Raw genomic sequence first — 16,634 nt, forward strand, 5'->3', positions numbered from 1 at the left:
GTTAAAAAGACATGCGTTGCAAACGCAGGGCATTGGTTACCACCAGCACACTGCTACAGGCCATCGCTGCGCCGGCAATCACCGGGTTTAAAAAGCCCAGCGCCGCCAGCGGTATACCGATAGTATTGAAGGCAAAGGCCCAGAACAGATTTTGCTGAATATTACGGTAGGTTGCACTGGCGAGCAGCAGTGCTGTCGCAACCAGTTCCGGGTCGCCACGCATCAGCGTAAATGCAGACGCACTGACCGCAACATCGGTACCTGTTGCCATCGCGATACCTAAATCAGCTTGAGCCAAAGCAGGGGCATCATTAATGCCATCGCCCACCATCGCTACTTTATAGCCTTGCTGCTGATAGGCCGCTACGGCTTGTGCTTTACCCTGCGGCAGCACTTCTGCGTTAAAGTTATCCAGCCCCAGCTCTTTGGCAACATACTCGGCGCTGGCCGCTGAATCACCCGTTAACATGGCAACCTGAATACCGGCAGCTTGTAACTTATGTACCGCATTTTTTGCCTGGGCTTTGGCTTTATCGGCAAAACACAGCAAACCGAGTAATGTCGTGCCCTGAGCAGTTTTCTCTGCCAGCCAGGATACCGAGGCGCCCGGCACTGCGATAAGGTCTTGCGGTAATGTCAGCCCCATCTCTCTCATCCAGCTACCTGAGCCCAGCATTACCGCACGGCCTTTGACGTTAGCTTTCACGCCTTTTCCGGCCACTACAGCAAAATCCGATACTGCCAATAAATCGACATTGTGGTTGATAGCATAGCTAACAATTGCTTTGGCCAGTGGGTGTTCGCTGTACTGTGATAACGCATAGGCCAGTGCGGCCAACTCAGTTTCGTTGTTAAGCGCATTCAGCTGCGTTAATACGGGTTTACCCTCGGTGAGGGTGCCGGTTTTATCAAACACCACATAATCAATTTTTGTCGCCTGCTCCAGCGCGACAGCATCTTTCACCAAAATACCCTGGCGCGCCGCTGTGCCGGTACCGGCCATAATGGCCGCCGGAGTGGCCAGACCCAAAGCACAGGGACAGGCTATAACCAATACCGCTACTGCATTAAGAATACCTTGCTGCCAATCGGCAAACGCCAGACCCCAAATCAGCACGGTGGCTAAGGCGACCAGTAATACTACCGGTACAAAGATACTGCTTATCTTATCCACCAGGGCTTGCACTGGTGCTTTCGCGCCCTGAGCCTGCTCTACCAGGCGGATAATTTTTGACAAGGTGGATTCTGCACCTAAGGCGCTGGCCTCGAACTCCAGCCGACCATCGAGATTAACCGAGCCGCCCGTCACTTTATCGCCAGAGGTTTTATGCAGCGGCACACTTTCGCCGCTGATTAGTGCCTCATCCACGTGGCTGCTGCCCTCTGTCACTATGCCGTCGGCCGGTATCCGTTCTCCTGGCAGCACCTGAATGCGATCACCTTTGAGCAGCTCAGCCGCTGCAATACTGTGCCAGCTATTATTGCGCCAGACCCTTGCTGATGTCGGTTTTAAGTTTTCCAGTGCTTGCAGCGCATCGGTCGTACGCCGCTTGGCGCGTTTCTCCAGGAACTTACCCAGCAGTACCAGGGTTAATACTGCCGCGCCACTTTCAAAGTACAGGTGTGGTGCGCCATGATGCCCATCAAAGCTGTACCACAGATAGAGCGATAAGCCATAAGCGGCACTGGTACCCATTGATACCAGCAGGTCCATATTGCCGGTGCCCGCTTTCAGTGCATGCCAGCCGGCTTTGTAAAAGCGCGCGCCAAAGTAAAATTGTACCGGTGTTGCTAACAGCCATTGCCACAAGGCAGGCAACATCCAGTCGGCACCGAACAGCATGCCCACCATCGGCAATACTAACGGCAGGGTGAGTAAGGCAGCACCGATCACTGGCCAGCTGTCACGCTGATAAAAACGTCGTGGTTGAGCAGGGGAATTTTGAGCCTCAGGCGAAGCCTGGCTGAGGATCAGCTCATACCCGGCATCGGCAACGGCCTGTTTCAGGGCGCGGTCTTCTGTGGCGGGTAACAGGGTCAGGCTTACCTGCTCTGTAGCCAGGTTTACTGACGCGCTTAGCACACCAGGCACCTTTAACAGGCTTTTTTCCACCCGGCCGGCGCAAGACGCACAGGTCATACCCTTTACCGCATATTGCCGGTTAGCCGTGTCCAGTTCATAGCCGGCACGGGTTACCGCTGCACTAAGCTCGTCAAAGCGGGCATCGCCTGCTACCGTTGCGATGTCTGTTGCCAGGTTGACGCTGGCTGAGGTCACGCCGGCCACAGCGCGCAGTGCATTTTCAATCCGATTCGCGCAGGACGCACAGGTCATGCCCTTTATTGCAAGTTGTATTGTTGCTGCCATATCCGTAACTCCAGGTTGAGAAATGTTATCAGGCATAACAAGACTAAACCTTACCATTATGGCAAGGTCAAACAACTTTCAAAAAAACTTAAAATAGCGGCTTGACTGTACCACAGTGGCAAGCATTAGCTTGTGTCATGAACACACCACAGGAGAGAAACACTATGAAATTCCATATCGCTGACATGACATGTGGCCACTGCGTTAGCATGGTTACCAAAGCCATCCTCACAGCAGATGGTGATGCAAAAATACAGACGAACCTGACCGACAAAACGCTGCAGCTCAGCACGGAACTGAGCTCTGCAGAGGTAATGGAGGTCTTAACAGAGGCGGGATATCCGGCGACAGAAGTCAAAGCCAGCTGCTGTAATCCGGCGAACACCTGCCACAGCGCCTAACGAAAAAGCCACCTTAAGGTGGTGCTAAATCCCAGCTGTTTGAGGAGTTTATAAATAGCGTTGTGGTGGTACTCCACACCAAACTCGGTTTTGATGTAGTGAAGAATTTTCTCGCCGGTCAGTCTGCCACCTTGCTCACTTTGGCTATGCGATTCAATAAACTCGCCTAATTGCTTTTGCTGTTGTGCGCTGAGATAAGGAATCCGCCCCTTTGCTTTGCGGGCTTCAAGACCATCCAAGCCCGCTTCAAGGTAACTTGACACCCAGTTATTGACGCTGGTGCGGCTGACCTTCTATTGATTAGCGACTTGTGTGCGGTTTTTACATTCAAGGAATTGCGCGATCGCGAGTAAACGCATGCGTTTACGCGCATTTTTCTCCGCTCGGGAGAGCTTGAGGAGTTCTTCAGCGGTTTGATTCATAAAGCTAAGCGAGTGATTATTCGAAACCTGCAATTAAAACAGAAAACTAGACGGAATGGTATAACAGCGCTCCTTAATTTCTTTGTTAGGGACGTCCAATGCAAGTGATGGCGGCAAACATATCCATCCACTGGATGCTTACACCTGACAGATGATGGGAATATAAATTGCCACTTAAAATCAGAAATTGCGTAAGGGTATTTTCGAGCGAGCCCTGGCGGGAGACTTGTTTTACCCTCACCTTCGCAAAGATCCTTTTCATGAAGATCACGAACCTTTTCAATATGCAATTTAAGGGGTTCAACAAGCTTTTCAGGTAACATCGTGACTCGATCTTTACCGCCTTTGCCACGAAATACATACAGTATCTCTGCAACACCAAAAAAGCGGTAAGTTGTCAGTTTGTATAACAAGGCGCTATTGTCGCCGCATGCGCGGCTGGGACGGCTTACGCTGCGCTTCAGCCGCCCCAAAGCTTTGCGTTCTGCTAACACCTAAAAGCGGACTTTACAGCCTTAAAGTTGGAATGTCTGCAATTGGCACACAGACGATCTTAACTATGAGCGAAAAGCTGACATTAGCGTCAATAAAATGAGCATGGTTTCATTTTGCACTTTAATAGTGATTAAAGTGCAGCTTTTTAACTGAAATAGTAACAAAGCGTACACCTTGTAAAAAAATAGGTAAATCAGGCACTGCTGTAACCATTTTTGTGGGCGACTAACATTTGATACACAATGTATTCTGAAAAATTCTTAATCAAGAACAGAAAAACCATTGCTATAAATGATAAAAGTACCTAAGTCTTTCTTTTCGTAATACCGTGCTCAAAACAAATTGTTTATCTCGGCGCAAACATGATCACTGCCATGCCTGCGAGCATTAGCACCACGCCAGCCAGATCCCAGCGGTGTGGTTGAATGCCATCTACTCCCCACAACCAGACTATTGCTATTGTTACGTATACTCCGCCATAAGCCGCGTAAACACGTCCAGCAGCCGTTGGGTGAAGCGTTAACAACCAGGCAAATAATGCCAGACTGATTGCAGCAGGTAACAGCACCCAGGCTGAAGCTCCTTTTTTCAGCCACAAGTAAGGCAAATAGCAACCGACAATTTCTGCTATTGCAGTAATGATAAATAAACCTAACGTTGTAATGACGGTCACTTCACTGCACCTTATCCGGGAATTCATCCCGACAATGTTCTTGTGTTAACTCCAGTTCTATCGTGGTATGTGCTAAATCAAACTGCTCCAATGCGTTAGCAATACGCAGCTTAATATCGGCATAATGGTTTGCAGTAAATGCCTTGCTGGCATTGGTTACCACATGTGCGGTGAGTACATGATGTTCACCATCAAGCGACCAGAGATGCAGGTGATGAATGCTGTCTAACTCATCAATTTTCAGCAAAGTATCTTGGATTTCATTTTGCAATTTGCTATCTGGCGCGGCTTGCAGAAATAAACGCGCAGTTGTGCTGAGGTTTCGTAAAACATTAACCAAAATAAATAAGGTGAAACCAATAGAAAGCAAAGGGTCAAGGATAGGCCAATCCACAAATTGCAGCACAATAGCCACAACCAAAACTGCAACCCACCCAAGAACGTCTTCAAGCAAATGCCAATTCAGCACTTTTTCATTCAGTGTATTTCCTTTGCTCAAGCGGTAAGCGGCAAAGCCATTGACTGCAACACCCAGCACAGCTAAAGCCAGCATTCCCTCTGTCACTGGCATTACCGGGTTAGCCAGCCGCGGTATTGCCTCAGTCAGTACCCAAACCGATCCGGCAATCAATACCAAGCCGTTAATTAAGGCGCCAAACAATGACAATCTGCGGTAGCCGTAAGTAAATTGTCGGTTTGCAGACTTTCGGCCAAGCCGGTTCAACAGCCATGCACTGCCAATAGATAAGCTATCACCCAGGTCATGCACTGCATCTGCCATAATTGCTGTGCTGTTGGTTAACCAACCGCCGATAAACTCAATTAGGGTAAAACCCACATTAAGAAAAAAAGCCATAGCGATCCGGTTGTCGCTGTCGTCTTTGATATGTGAATGGTTGTGCTGGTGCATTAAGACTCACCTATTTATTGCTGATAACAACTTAGTTGGTTTGACTAACGGCTTCATTCAATTGTTTTAAAATACCACAGTGCTCTACCGTGCGCTTCGAGTTGCAGCTAAGACGTAAAGCCTTTAGTTGTTTATTAAGCTGCGTTAAATCCGCTATGCGACGTTCTACCTGCTCGATATGCTGTTCAATCATCTGATTGACATCATCACACTGCGACATAGGCGAGTGATGCAGTGTCAGTAACTGACGAATTTCTGCCAAACTCAGATCTAAACTCCGGCAGTGTTTAATGAATAACAACCGCTCGATATCAGCGTGATCGTAGAGGCGGAAATTACCATCGCTACGTAATTTCGCAGCAAGAAGCTGTTCCTTTTCATAGTGACGGATGGTTTGCACAGAACAGCCAGAGATTTTTGCCAGCTCTCCAATCTTGATCATCTCGATACTGCCTATTGACTCTATAGTAACTACAGAGTTTAAACTAGGTTTCATATCAACCCAAGGTTTATCGGTTATGAATGCAAAATGCTGTTCCAATGATAAGTGTAGCGAAACGGGCAACAGTGAAAATAGCGCCGTTGATGCACCTGATAAGCATGCAAAATATGCCTACCTTAGTGAATTTAGGGTGCCTAAAATGGACTGCCCTGCCGAAGAGCGTTTGATCCGTATGGCGCTGGAAACAGTTGAGCCTGGTGTTCTGTTACAGTTTGATATCCCACAACGGCAGGTTCGCGTTTTTCACACGGTGAATGCCAATGAAATTACACCAAAAATGCACAGCTTAGGGCTGGGCGCATCGCTGACAAAGACCGGGCCGGTGAAACCCGAAGAGGTAACGCAGGCCAGACAATCCACAGCATCAGGTTCGCTGCGTGAGGAGTTAATTTTAAAATGGTTGCTGGGCATTAACGCGGTGATGTTTGCAGTAGAGTTTGTGACCGGTTGGCTGGCTCAATCAACCGGGTTAATAGCCGACTCTTTGGATATGTTTGCCGATGCAGCGGTATACGGGGTTGCGCTATACGCAGTCGGGCGTAGTAGCAAGGTTCAATTAAACGCCGCACAGCTTGCCGGCTGGCTGCAATTAATTTTAGCTTTTGGGGTGATCAGTGAGGTGATACGGCGCTACCTGTTTGGTAACGAGCCAGTGTCGACGTTGATGTTAATTATGGGCGCTATTGCTTTGGTTGCTAATGTGATCTGTCTTTCGTTAATTCATCAACAAAAAGAAAGCGGCGCGCATATGAAAGCCAGTTGGATTTTCTCTGCAAATGACGTTATCGCAAATGCTGGGGTGATTTTGGCCGGATTATTAGTCACCTGGACCGGGTCACGCTATCCGGATCTGGTAATAGGGTTCATCATTGGATTAGTTGTACTCAATGGTGCGCGCAGGATTTTACAGCTAAAAGCGTAGCTTGTTGTTAAGTCGCAATAGCGCTACCATAGCGCTAACTTACTGAGGGATTTATGTTAGGTCGTACATCAGGCTTATTATTACTGTTGCTGACTATGCTGAATCATGCCGTGATGGCCTGTGATGCGTTAGTTATGCATTTGCCCGATCATGCCCATACCTACACTGACCTGCAACATGAACACTGCCACTCAGATACCCTTTTCGACGTAAGCAGTGAGCAAGTCACTGCACATAACGTTGCACATAACTCTGAGCATGATACCGACGAACACAGTAATCATGCTCATGTCACCTGCTATATCGCTTTTTTTCAGGGCATGGAGGTGCTTAACTTCCGTGACAGCGTTATAGCCGCTACCCAACCAGGGTTAAACCTCATTAGCTATCGCCCACCGGTGCCGCCGCCAAATATCTGATCCTGCTTGTTTATCTTTTTTTATTAACGATTAACTTACAGGAGCATACCCATGCGTATGACACTAATGCTGCCAGCAATACTGGCGGCGGTATTTTGCGCGCTTCCGCTACGTGCAGAGCCGCAAGCACTGACATTACAACAGGCAATAGATAAAACGCTGCAACACAACCCTCAGCTGCATCAGTTTAAATTTACGCAACAGCGTCTGTTTGCAGAGCGTGATTTGCAAAGCCTTAAACCCGGTTATCAACTCGGTGTAGAGCTTGAGAATGTTGCGGGCACCGGAGAGGCCAGAGGGCTGGCCGGTGCTGAGCTGACAATCGCCTTATCTTCCGTGATAGAGCTGGATAATAAAGCTCAATGGCGCGCTGCGGTAGTAGACGCCAGGCTCAATACTCTTGAATGGCAGCAACAGGCGCAAACCCTGGATGTGCTGGCAGAGCTTACCCGCAATTATATTAATCTATTGGCCAGCCAGCAGGAATTGACACTGACAGAAGAGGCCGTAGCGCTCTCAGAAGCCCTGCTGCAAAGCGCTGAAAAACGTGCTGCCAGCGGTGCCTTGTCAGATGCTGAAATCATGCGGGCAAAGGCGCAACTGGCGCAGGTTCAGATCGGGCGGGACGCCCTGTTGCAGCGCATTGAGCGGCAAAAAATAGCCATAGCACGTTTTTGGGGTGATACCAGCGCCAACTTTAACGTTGTGGCAGGTAACTTGTTTGCTTTTGGCCAAAGCCGCCCTTTTGCTGAGCTGTATCAGCGGCTGCAACAATCGCCGGCGTTAACCATTTTTGCCTCTGAACGTCGGTTAAAAGACGCTGAAGTGCGACTGGCACAAAGCCAGAATCGCGCCGATCTGAGTTGGCAGGTAGGGGTAAGACGCTATCAGGCCAGTGATGATACAGGCCTTACCTTTGGTATCTCAGTGCCGTTATTTGCTGAACGTCGCAATAGTGCAGCCATCGAAGCTGCGCTGGCAGAGCGAAACAATGTCGAGTATCGACAGCAGGATAGCTTACTGATCCTGCATGAACGCTTGTTTGATGCGTACTCGCAACGACAGCAATTTATTACCAGTCACCAACAGTTGGCGCAGTACGTGATCCCCAACCTGGAACAAGCGCTGGATCTTACGCGTGATGCATACCAGCGCGGGCGCTCAAATTATCAGGATTGGCTTAATGCCCAGCAAGAATTGTTGCAGGCAAAAAGACACTTACTGGAAACCGCCACTGCGGTGCTATTGAGCCAGGCGACGATTGAACAGCTTACCGCCGAGCCGGTAACGCAGTAACTGACAAGATTATTGCCCCGCTGCCGCACTTCATTAACTGTGCGACGTGGCAAACAGAACATACAGGAAGATAGCATTATGAAACCACATGTAACACTGGCAATGTTTATTGCAGCCTGGCTGATGCCGATGCATGTAATGGCCGCCAATGAGCAAGAACAAGCTCACGTCCATGCCAAAGAACAAGCGGTAAAGCCGCAATCTGACACTAAGAAAAATGAAGAGCACAAAAAACATGAAGAACACAATGAGCATGAAGGGCACGACGAAAACGACGAGCATGAACACAACGAAACCCTAAGCAGCCGCATTAGTGATGATATGGCTACGGCGGTTAATATTGTCACAGACCGTGCTGACAGCCAGCGATTACGCCAACATCAGGTTGTTTATGGCAAGCTTAGCGCTGATCCAAACCGCATCAGCCATGTTAATGCCCGTTTTCCCGGTATTCTTACCTCGGTGAAATTCTCGCTGGGTGACAGCGTAAAAGCAGGCGATGTACTGGCCGTTGTCGAGTCAAATGAGAGCTTAAATACCTATACCATTAAAGCGCCAATTGACGGCGTTATTATTCAGCGCAGCGCCAATGTTGGTGAAGTCGCACAGCAGCAGACGCTGTTTAGCATTGCTGATTTTGGCGGCCTGTGGGCAGATTTTCGGCTGTACCCGTCACAACAAGATGCTGTCGCGACAGGGCAAAACGTGGTCATTATGGCCGCTGACACTGAGATTAACGGCGTAATTGCGCATATCATCCCGTCATTAACCCAGCCCTACCAGCTGGCCAGAGTTAAGCTGGATAACCGTGACGGTAAACTGTCGTCCGGGCAATTGATCGAAGGTGCTGTGATAAGCGGTGAATTCAACGTTGAGCTTGCCGTTAAAAAATCGGCCATTCAAATACTGGACAATAAAAGCGGAGTCTTCGTAAAAAACAATAGCGAATATGTCTTTACCCCATTGCAGCTTGGCCGTAGCGACATGGATTATGTCGAAGTGATTGCCGGTTTAAAGCCCGGCCAGTGGTATGTCACGACAAATAGCTATCTGTTAAAAGCGGATATTGAAAAATCTGAAGCCGAGCATGATCATTAAGGGGGCACTATGATTGAATCCATGTTGCGCCTGGCTATTGCGAGGCGGTATCTATTTTTAACGCTGACACTGTTGATTATTGCCATTGGTAGCTGGAGCTACCAACAGTTACCGATTGATGCAGTGCCGGATATTACTAACGTTCAGGTGCAAATAAACACGGCGGCGCCAGGTTATTCGCCACTTGAAGCAGAGCAGCGTATTACCTATCCGGTAGAAACTGCCCTGTATGGCTTACCCAATTTAAGTTATACCCGCTCATTGTCACGCTATGGCTTGTCACAGGTAACGGTGGTGTTTGAAGAAGGCACGGACATCTACTTTGCCCGCAATTTAATCAACACCCGGTTAAGCGCTATCAAGGATATGTTGCCCGAGGGCATAGAGCCTGAAATGGGCCCTATTTCAACCGGTCTTGGTGAAATCTTTATGTATACGGTGCAGGCCAAGCCGGGCGCGCTGCAACAAAATGGTTCACCTTACGATGCCATGGCACTGCGGGAAATCCAGGACTGGATAATAAAACCTCAGCTGGCACAGGTTAAAGGTGTGGTGGAAGTAAACAGCATTGGTGGCTACAACAAGCAATACCATGTGTTACCCGACCCACTGAAACTGCTTAATTATGGCCTGAGTATTAAGGATGTTGAACTGGCCCTGCAAGCCAACAATGACAACCGGGGTGCCGGTTATATTGAACGTGAGGGCATGCAACTGCTGGTACGCTCGCCCGGTCAGTTAACCTCTCTGGATGACATTGCTAATGTCATTATTACGCAATACGACACCATACCGGTAAAGCTGAGTGACGTTGCCGATGTTGCCATTGGCAAAGAGCTGCGAACCGGTGCGGCAACCCAGGATGGTAAAGAAGCTGTGCTGGGTACAGCCATGATGTTAATTGGTGAAAACTCACGCACAGTGGCACGCGATGTCGCGCAAAAGCTGGAGCAGATCAAAAGCTCTCTGCCAGAGGGTATTATTGCTGAAGCCGTATATGATCGCACCACCTTAGTGGATAAAGCCATTGCAACCGTCAGTAAAAACCTGCTGGAAGGCGCATTACTGGTGATCGTAGTGTTGTTTATCCTGCTGGGCAACCTGCGGGCGGCGTTAATCACTGCGGCGGTGATCCCGCTATCAATGCTGATGACCATTACCGGCATGGTACAAGCCGGCGTTTCTGCCAACCTGATGAGCCTGGGTGCGCTGGATTTTGGCTTAATTGTTGATGGTACGGTGATTATTGTCGAGAATGCGGTTCGCCGCCTGGCGCAGGCACAGCACAACGGCCGTATCCAACCGCTAAAAGAGCGCTTAAATACGGTGTATCTGGCAACTGCAGAGGTTATCCGGCCCAGTTTGTTCGGTGTGGCCATTATTACTATCGTGTATATTCCTATTTTTTCGCTGACCGGTGTCGAAGGTAAAATGTTTCATCCTATGGCAGCGACTGTGGTGATGGCCCTGTTATCCGCTATGGTGTTGTCGCTGACCATTGTGCCTGCCGCTGTGGCGGTGTTCTTAAATGGTAAAATCAGTGAAAAAGAAAGTGCGGTCATAAGAGGCGCTAAAACCCTGTACGCACCGCTATTAGCGCTGGCACTCAAATTTCGCTGGCTGGTGATTGGTTTGGCCAGTGCTCTGGTTGGTGTGTGTCTGTGGTTGGCGACCACGTTGGGGGCAGAGTTTGTGCCTCAGCTTGATGAGGGCGATATCGCTTTACATGCCATGCGTATTCCGGGCACCGGCTTAGAACAAGCCGTTGCAATGCAGGAAATTCTGGAGCAGAAGATCAAAACCTTTGCTGAGGTTGATAAAGTGTTTGCCAGAATTGGTACCGCAGAAGTGGCGACCGATCCGATGCCACCCAATGTGGCTGACAACTTTGTGATATTAAAACCGCGCAGTGAATGGCCCAATCCGGATAAAACCAAAGCCCAATTGGTCACTGAAATGGAAGCTGCTTTGGCGACATTGCCGGGCAATAACTATGAATTTACCCAACCTATTCAGATGCGTTTTAATGAACTGATTTCCGGTGTACGAGCAGATCTGGGTATTAAGGTATTTGGTGATGATTTAGATCAGCTGGTTACAAGCGCTAATCAAATTCTGCAAGCCGTCAACAAGGTGCAAGGTGCTGCGGATACTAAAGTGGAACAAGTCACTGGTTTGCCAACCTTGTCGGTGATCCCCAACCGAACTGCGCTTGCCCGTTACGGCTTAAATGTGGTTGAACTACAGGACTGGGTATCAGCGGCAATTGGAGGTACGTCGGCCGGTATTCTGTATGAAGGTGACAGACGCTTTGAGCTGATTGTGCGCTTGCCGGAAACCCTGCGTCGCGATCTGGACAAACTGGCGGTGTTGCCGGTGCCATTACCAAATGGGGACTTTGTACCGTTACAGGAAGTGGCTACCTTAGATGTGTCGCCTGCGCCGGCGCAAATTAGTCGTGAAAATGGCAAACGCCGGGTAGTGGTAACCGCGAATGTGCGCGGGCGAGACCTTGGTAGTTTTGTAGAAGAGGTAAAGGCCCAAATCAACCGTGACGTTACATTACCAGCCGGTTACTGGCTGGACTATGGTGGTACTTTTGAGCAGCTGGAGTCCGCCAGTCAGCGCCTTAGCATTGTGGTGCCTGTTACGTTGCTGCTGATTTTAGGTATTCTGGTGATGGCTTTTGCGTCATTTAAAGATGCGTTGATTATCTTCAGCGGTGTGCCGTTGGCGCTCACCGGTGGTGTGTTGGCCTTGTATTTGAGGGGTATGCCTTTATCAATCTCTGCTGGCATTGGCTTTATCGCCTTATCAGGCGTAGCGGTGTTGAACGGTCTGGTGATGCTGAGCTTTATTCGCGATCTCTGGCGTGAGAAAGGTGACTTGCTGTTAGCGATAACGGAAGGCGCGCTTACCCGGTTGCGCCCTGTGCTAATGACCGCTTTGGTCGCGAGCCTCGGTTTTGTGCCGATGGCGATTAATATTGGCACCGGTGCTGAAGTGCAGCGCCCGCTGGCGACAGTGGTGATTGGCGGTATTATTTCGTCAACCTTGCTGACATTGTTGGTATTGCCCGTGTTATATCATTGGGTGCACAAAAACGATAACCGCAAACAGCAAACGGAATAATCATTAACCTGCTTCGCTGCAGCATTGGGCTGCAGCGAAGAACGTTTTGGCAATAGTATGGGTGTTTATGCTAATACGATTAAAACGATAACCGCGTAAATAGTCAGGCGTATTAAGACGTCCCGCCAAATGGGGCTGTCAGCTAGCAAGGGTTGCAAGTCAGCTGGCAAGGGCACTGGCTTTAAAGCAGAGATATTCGCGCCTCCAGGATTTCCCCTTGGAACCCAACCAAATATAAAACCCGGAACCGTTGCTATCAAACGGACGATCTGACCAATAACCTCGCGATTATCAATACGTTCCATAGACACTCCTTAAAGATAGGTCTAAGCCTATCGCTTAACTAATAAGTGTCCGTTTTAAAAAGGGGCCAATACAGGAAGAACTGCGTGCAGGGCAAGGCAAAGATATACCGCGAGAGTCGCTTTGATTTTTGGGCTAAATCCTTTAAATAGCGTTCCTACTTTGCCTGCTTACCATTGCAATAAAACCTCTTTGTGAATAATTTTGCTACTGCGCCGGGTTGACTAAAAACCCCCGCTTAACGCCCTTGCTGGCGCTGCTGCAACCGGCCAGAATAGCGCCATCTTGCAGTTGAGATGGTTATGGTTAATCTGGCGTTGCTGGGCGCGTTTATTCCGACGTTTTTGTTTGTTTCGGTTACCCCGGGCATGTGCATGACACTGGCGATGACGTTGGGCATGAGCCAGGGCGTGCGCCGTACGCTGTGGATGATGTGGGGCGAAATGCTCGGCGTGGCGCTGGTAGCGATACTGGCGGTATGCGGTGTGGCGGCGATAATGCTGCAGTTTCCAACGCTGTTTCAGTGGTTTAAATTAGTGGGTGCCGCCTACCTGGCTTACATTGGCTGGCAAATGTGGCGTGCTAAGGGCAAGCTGGCACTACCGAAGCCGGGCGAGTTGCCGGCTAAACTTGCGCGGCGTACCTTGTTTAGCCAGGGTTTTATTACGGCGGTGTCTAACCCCAAAGGCTGGGCGTTTCATATGGCGCTGCTGCCGCCCTTTATCGATAGCCAGCTGGCATTCTGGCCGCAGCTGTTGGTGCTAGTGGCGATTATTCTGCTGCTGGAATTTGGCTCTATGTTGCTGTACGCCAGTGGCGGTAAAGCCTTGGCGCTGTTTTTTAGTAAAACCAACCGGGTGCAGTATTTAAACCGCATCGGCGCCAGCCTGATGTTTGGCGTGGCGCTATGGATGTTACTTGGCTAATGCCGCATAGCAACGCAGAGAGTTTAATCGCCGACATAGTTAGCAGAAACCGGCGTTATTTCAGTTTAATCCTGATGCTAAAGCGGGTAGAGCGCGCATCTGATTCGACGCTTAACTGGCCCTGATGAGCATCGACTATGGCTTTGGTAATGGCTAGGCCCAAACCCGAGCCTTCTATCTGGCGTTGGCGCGAGGCGTCAGCACGATAGAAGCGATCGAATAAAAACGGCAAATGCTGTGGCGGGATCTGCTGGCCCGGGTTTTCTACCGTGATGGTGGTGCTGTCGGCTGCTGCGGTGGTGCTGACGGTAATGGTTTCGCCGGGCGGGGTATACCTAAGCGCATTGGATAATAAATTGGTCAGGGCGTGGCGCAGCAAGGTGCGATCTGCCTGCACAATAATATTGGCACCGTGATAGCTAAGGCCAACCTGACTTTCTGCCGCCCAGGCTTCGAAAAAGTTGAAAATTGCGGCCACTTCCTGCTTTAGCTCCAGCGGCTGCTTTTGCAGTGTTAACAGGCCATTGTCACTTTTGGCCAGCCACAGCATATCGCTAATCATTTTATTCAGCCGCTCCAGCTCTTCCAGATTGGAGAACAGCAGATTCTGGTACTCGTCGGCGCTGCGCGCGCGCGATAAGCTGACCTGCGTTTGCGTGATCATATTGGTCAGCGGCGTGCGCAGCTCGTGGGCGATGTCGGCACTAAAGTGCGACAGCTTGGTAAACCCCTGCTCCAGCCGATCTAACATCAGATTAAAAGACTGCACCATGTGGCGCAGTTCGGTCGGGACCTCGCCCGGGGACAAGCGAATATCCAGTTTACTGGTTTGAATATCACGCATTTGTTCGCTAAGGCCTCTGAGTGGATTCAACCCCTGATGCACCGCCAGCCAGGCCGCCAGCAAGGTGAGCAGTGCAGAGCCGAGTAAAATCAGCCCCAGGCTGCGCTGTAACTGCGCCAAGAAATGGGTATGAAAACTGATATCAATAGCAGCAATTACCTTATAGTGCTGATCTGCCGTGGTCAGGCGGCTGAACACGCCGCGATAGGCTTTGCCGTCCAGCTGCCAGTGGTGGATGGTTTTGGCATTGTAGTCGGCGCTGGCCGGGGTGTTGGCAGCCAGCAGGCTTAAGTCAACGTCGGCATTGCGGTACAGTAAGCGGTTCTGGCTATCCATCACCTGATAGTAAACACCGTGATGGCCCGATACCGCTTTGGCCAGCGTCTGTGCCGGCGGTTGCTGGCCGTCCTGAGCGGTAGTCAGCGTGTGCTCAACCGCGTGCAGGATCACGGCTAATTCGTCGGCGTCCTGCTCGATAAAGTGATGTTCGACTGAGCTGAGCAGTAATTGCTGCACGAAGAACAGGCAAATCGAAATGGTTAGCGCGACAAAAAGTACCACGCGAACGGTGATCGAGAGAGGGCGTTTGCCAGCGTTATGCATCAGTTTGCTCATCGTCCAGTTTATAGCCCATACCGCGCACGGTGTGGATCAGTTTTGCCGCAAAGCCATCATCAATTTTGGCGCGCAAGCGGCGGATAGCTACATCGATAACATTGGTGTCGCTGTCAAAATTCATATCCCACACCTGCGAGGCGATAAGCGAGCGTGGCAGTACTTCGCCGCGGCGGCGCATCAGCAGCTCAAGCAAGCTAAATTCCTGATTACTCAATGTTATTTTGGCGCCGCTGCGGCTGGCTTTACGCTTGGCGATATCCAGTTGTAAATCGGCGACCTGCAATAATTCTGACTGCGGTACGGCCTGACCACGCCGTAGCAGGGTTCTGACCCGGGCCAGCACTTCAGAGAAAGCAAAGGGTTTGATCAGGTAGTCGTCGGCGCCAAGCTCCAGGCCTTTTACCCGGTCGTCGACACTGTCGCGGGCCGACAGAAACAGTACCGGCGTGTGGTTATGGTTTTCTCTTAGCGCCTGCACAATGCGTAAGCCGCTGACGTCCGGCAGCATCACATCCAGCATGATTAAATCGAAATCTTCTGTCATCGCCAGATGATGGCCATCCAGGCCATTTCTGACCAGTGACACCTGAAAACCGGCTTCGCTCAGGCCTTGCTTTAGATAGTCACCGGTTTTTTGTTCATCTTCCACTATCAGCAAACGCACGTTGTTCTCTCCAAAGATCGCTCTGGCAGTATTAGGCCATAAACCGCCAAACAGCAACATGACAGTAAGATTACAACTTTGTCATGTTCATGTCATGCTGCTGACAGTTTCGTCCTCTACACTGCTACGCATATAGAGAGTATTGGAGGTTGCAGATGATAAAGGCTAACACCATGATGCCGGTATCGGTTTCACGGCGCCGGTTTGTGCAGGGGCTGGCGGTGGGCGGCGTGCTGGCCACTTTTCCGCATATCGTCAGGGCGGGTAGCGCCTTTAAAGATAATGCCTTTACCGGCTATGCCACTGAGCTGAGCGGTAAAGTGATTGATTTAACCATCGGCGAAGCGCTGGTAAATTTTACCGGCGTGGTCCGTAAAGCCACCACCATCAATGGTTCGATACCGGCACCGACCTTACGCTTGCGCAAAGACGATGCAGTCAATCAGCTGGGTAAAGGCCTGTCTTCACTGGGCGCCGGGCTTCGGCTACGCTATGAATTTAGCCGCCAGTTTGCGCCCTATGTCGGGGTCGAGTGGCAGAACAAATATGGTAACACGGCAGATTTTGCCCGCCTGCAGGATGCATCGACAGCAGAAACATCCTGGGTTGCCGGTGTGCGGTTCTGGTTTTAATAGATCAGG

Annotated in this window: 16 protein-coding genes; 8 read left to right on the forward strand and 8 right to left on the reverse strand. The window is 50.1% G+C overall.

The window, feature by feature from the left end:
- Nucleotide 1 precedes the first annotated feature (1 nt).
- Entirely contained in the window at nt 2–2,368 is a 2,367-nt protein-coding gene (locus CWI83_RS00900) for a heavy metal translocating P-type ATPase (RefSeq protein WP_126824460.1), read from the reverse strand.
- A gap of 164 nt (nt 2,369–2,532) precedes the next feature.
- On the opposite strand from CWI83_RS00900, the gene CWI83_RS00905 reads away from it, so the two are divergent.
- Complete coding sequence (locus CWI83_RS00905; RefSeq protein ID WP_092797183.1) at nt 2,533–2,769, forward strand: heavy-metal-associated domain-containing protein; 237 nt, start codon at nt 2,533–2,535, stop codon at nt 2,767–2,769.
- Here CWI83_RS00905 and CWI83_RS00910 read toward each other — a convergent pair.
- From CWI83_RS00910 to cadR, 4 genes are all read right to left on the reverse strand, one after another.
- Nucleotides 2,766–3,032, reverse strand: a complete 267-nt coding sequence (locus CWI83_RS00910; protein ID WP_092797185.1) for a helix-turn-helix domain-containing protein — start codon at nt 3,030–3,032, stop codon at nt 2,766–2,768. The two genes, CWI83_RS00905 and CWI83_RS00910, sit on opposite strands and share 4 nt — an antisense overlap.
- A 1,000-nt stretch (nt 3,033–4,032) precedes the next feature.
- On the reverse strand, nt 4,033–4,386 hold the full coding sequence (locus CWI83_RS00920) for a YnfA family protein (RefSeq protein ID WP_211172941.1): 354 nt from the start codon (nt 4,384–4,386) through the stop codon (nt 4,033–4,035).
- Nucleotides 4,361–5,269, reverse strand: a complete 909-nt coding sequence (locus CWI83_RS00925; RefSeq protein ID WP_126824463.1) for a cation diffusion facilitator family transporter — start codon at nt 5,267–5,269, stop codon at nt 4,361–4,363. Before CWI83_RS00925 ends, CWI83_RS00920 begins: the two co-directional genes overlap by 26 nt.
- Nucleotides 5,270–5,300: 31 nt before the next feature.
- The gene (cadR, locus tag CWI83_RS00930; RefSeq protein ID WP_440582354.1) at nt 5,301–5,711 is read right to left on the reverse strand and encodes a Cd(II)/Pb(II)-responsive transcriptional regulator; all 411 of its coding nucleotides are present in this window, start codon (nt 5,709–5,711) and stop codon (nt 5,301–5,303) included.
- 76 nt (nt 5,712–5,787) lie between these two features.
- Between cadR and CWI83_RS00935 the strand changes: the two genes are divergently transcribed.
- From CWI83_RS00935 to CWI83_RS00955, 5 genes are all read left to right on the forward strand, one after another.
- Nucleotides 5,788–6,693 carry a cation efflux transmembrane domain-containing protein gene (locus tag CWI83_RS00935; RefSeq protein WP_126824466.1) on the forward strand — a complete coding sequence of 302 codons (906 nt, stop codon included), beginning with the start codon at nt 5,788–5,790 and terminating at the stop codon, nt 6,691–6,693.
- 53 nt (nt 6,694–6,746) lie between these two features.
- The gene (locus CWI83_RS00940; RefSeq protein ID WP_126824469.1) at nt 6,747–7,112 is read left to right on the forward strand and encodes a cobalt transporter; all 366 of its coding nucleotides are present in this window, start codon (nt 6,747–6,749) and stop codon (nt 7,110–7,112) included.
- A 51-nt stretch (nt 7,113–7,163) separates the two neighbouring features.
- Nucleotides 7,164–8,408, forward strand: coding sequence for a TolC family protein (locus CWI83_RS00945; protein WP_008985545.1), 1,245 nt, complete (start codon nt 7,164–7,166; stop codon nt 8,406–8,408).
- Nucleotides 8,409–8,486: 78 nt separating this feature from the next.
- The gene (locus tag CWI83_RS00950; protein WP_126824472.1) at nt 8,487–9,506 is read left to right on the forward strand and encodes an efflux RND transporter periplasmic adaptor subunit; all 1,020 of its coding nucleotides are present in this window, start codon (nt 8,487–8,489) and stop codon (nt 9,504–9,506) included.
- Between the two features lie 9 nt (nt 9,507–9,515).
- Entirely contained in the window at nt 9,516–12,638 is a 3,123-nt protein-coding gene (locus CWI83_RS00955) for an efflux RND transporter permease subunit (RefSeq protein ID WP_008985543.1), read from the forward strand.
- 65 nt (nt 12,639–12,703) lie between these two features.
- Here CWI83_RS00955 and CWI83_RS00960 read toward each other — a convergent pair whose 3' ends face one another.
- Complete coding sequence (locus tag CWI83_RS00960) at nt 12,704–12,943, reverse strand: DUF3703 domain-containing protein (RefSeq protein WP_241969844.1); 240 nt, start codon at nt 12,941–12,943, stop codon at nt 12,704–12,706.
- Nucleotides 12,944–13,243: 300 nt separating this feature from the next.
- On the opposite strand from CWI83_RS00960, the gene CWI83_RS00965 reads away from it, so the two are divergent.
- Complete coding sequence (locus CWI83_RS00965) at nt 13,244–13,867, forward strand: LysE family translocator (RefSeq protein WP_126824475.1); 624 nt, start codon at nt 13,244–13,246, stop codon at nt 13,865–13,867.
- Between the two features lie 55 nt (nt 13,868–13,922).
- Here CWI83_RS00965 and CWI83_RS00970 read toward each other — a convergent pair whose 3' ends face one another.
- Together CWI83_RS00970 and CWI83_RS00975 are read right to left on the reverse strand one after the other, a co-directional pair.
- Nucleotides 13,923–15,314 (reverse strand): heavy metal sensor histidine kinase, encoded by a 1,392-nt coding sequence (locus tag CWI83_RS00970; protein ID WP_126824478.1) that lies wholly within the window; start codon nt 15,312–15,314, stop codon nt 13,923–13,925.
- Nucleotides 15,307–15,993, reverse strand: a complete 687-nt coding sequence (locus CWI83_RS00975; protein WP_008950841.1) for a heavy metal response regulator transcription factor — start codon at nt 15,991–15,993, stop codon at nt 15,307–15,309. Before CWI83_RS00975 ends, CWI83_RS00970 begins: the two co-directional genes overlap by 8 nt.
- A gap of 173 nt (nt 15,994–16,166) precedes the next feature.
- On the opposite strand from CWI83_RS00975, the gene CWI83_RS10675 reads away from it, so the two are divergent.
- Nucleotides 16,167–16,625: a copper resistance protein B gene (locus CWI83_RS10675; protein ID WP_126825992.1), complete on the forward strand. Its 459-nt coding sequence runs from the start codon at nt 16,167–16,169 to the stop codon at nt 16,623–16,625.
- Nucleotides 16,626–16,634: the final 9 nt, after the last annotated feature.

This window comes from Pseudidiomarina taiwanensis (assembly GCF_003987435.1).
Classification (GTDB): domain Bacteria; phylum Pseudomonadota; class Gammaproteobacteria; order Enterobacterales; family Alteromonadaceae; genus Pseudidiomarina; species Pseudidiomarina taiwanensis.

Coding starts and splice junctions, on each gene's coding strand:
- CWI83_RS00905 (WP_092797183.1), top strand. CDS start 2,533: ATGAAATTCCATATCGCTGACATGACATGTGGCCACTGCGTTAGCATG.
- CWI83_RS00935 (WP_126824466.1), top strand. CDS start 5,788: ATGAATGCAAAATGCTGTTCCAATGATAAGTGTAGCGAAACGGGCAAC.
- CWI83_RS00945 (WP_008985545.1), top strand. CDS start 7,164: ATGCGTATGACACTAATGCTGCCAGCAATACTGGCGGCGGTATTTTGC.
- cadR (WP_440582354.1), bottom strand. CDS start 5,711: ATGATCAAGATTGGAGAGCTGGCAAAAATCTCTGGCTGTTCTGTGCAA.
- CWI83_RS00950 (WP_126824472.1), top strand. CDS start 8,487: ATGAAACCACATGTAACACTGGCAATGTTTATTGCAGCCTGGCTGATG.
- CWI83_RS10675 (WP_126825992.1), top strand. CDS start 16,167: ATGATGCCGGTATCGGTTTCACGGCGCCGGTTTGTGCAGGGGCTGGCG.
- CWI83_RS00955 (WP_008985543.1), top strand. CDS start 9,516: ATGATTGAATCCATGTTGCGCCTGGCTATTGCGAGGCGGTATCTATTT.
- CWI83_RS00925 (WP_126824463.1), bottom strand. CDS start 5,269: ATGCACCAGCACAACCATTCACATATCAAAGACGACAGCGACAACCGG.
- CWI83_RS00940 (WP_126824469.1), top strand. CDS start 6,747: ATGTTAGGTCGTACATCAGGCTTATTATTACTGTTGCTGACTATGCTG.
- CWI83_RS00900 (WP_126824460.1), bottom strand. CDS start 2,368: ATGGCAGCAACAATACAACTTGCAATAAAGGGCATGACCTGTGCGTCC.
- CWI83_RS00920 (WP_211172941.1), bottom strand. CDS start 4,386: ATGAATTCCCGGATAAGGTGCAGTGAAGTGACCGTCATTACAACGTTA.
- CWI83_RS00965 (WP_126824475.1), top strand. CDS start 13,244: ATGGTTAATCTGGCGTTGCTGGGCGCGTTTATTCCGACGTTTTTGTTT.
- CWI83_RS00970 (WP_126824478.1), bottom strand. CDS start 15,314: ATGCATAACGCTGGCAAACGCCCTCTCTCGATCACCGTTCGCGTGGTA.
- CWI83_RS00960 (WP_241969844.1), bottom strand. CDS start 12,943: ATGGAACGTATTGATAATCGCGAGGTTATTGGTCAGATCGTCCGTTTG.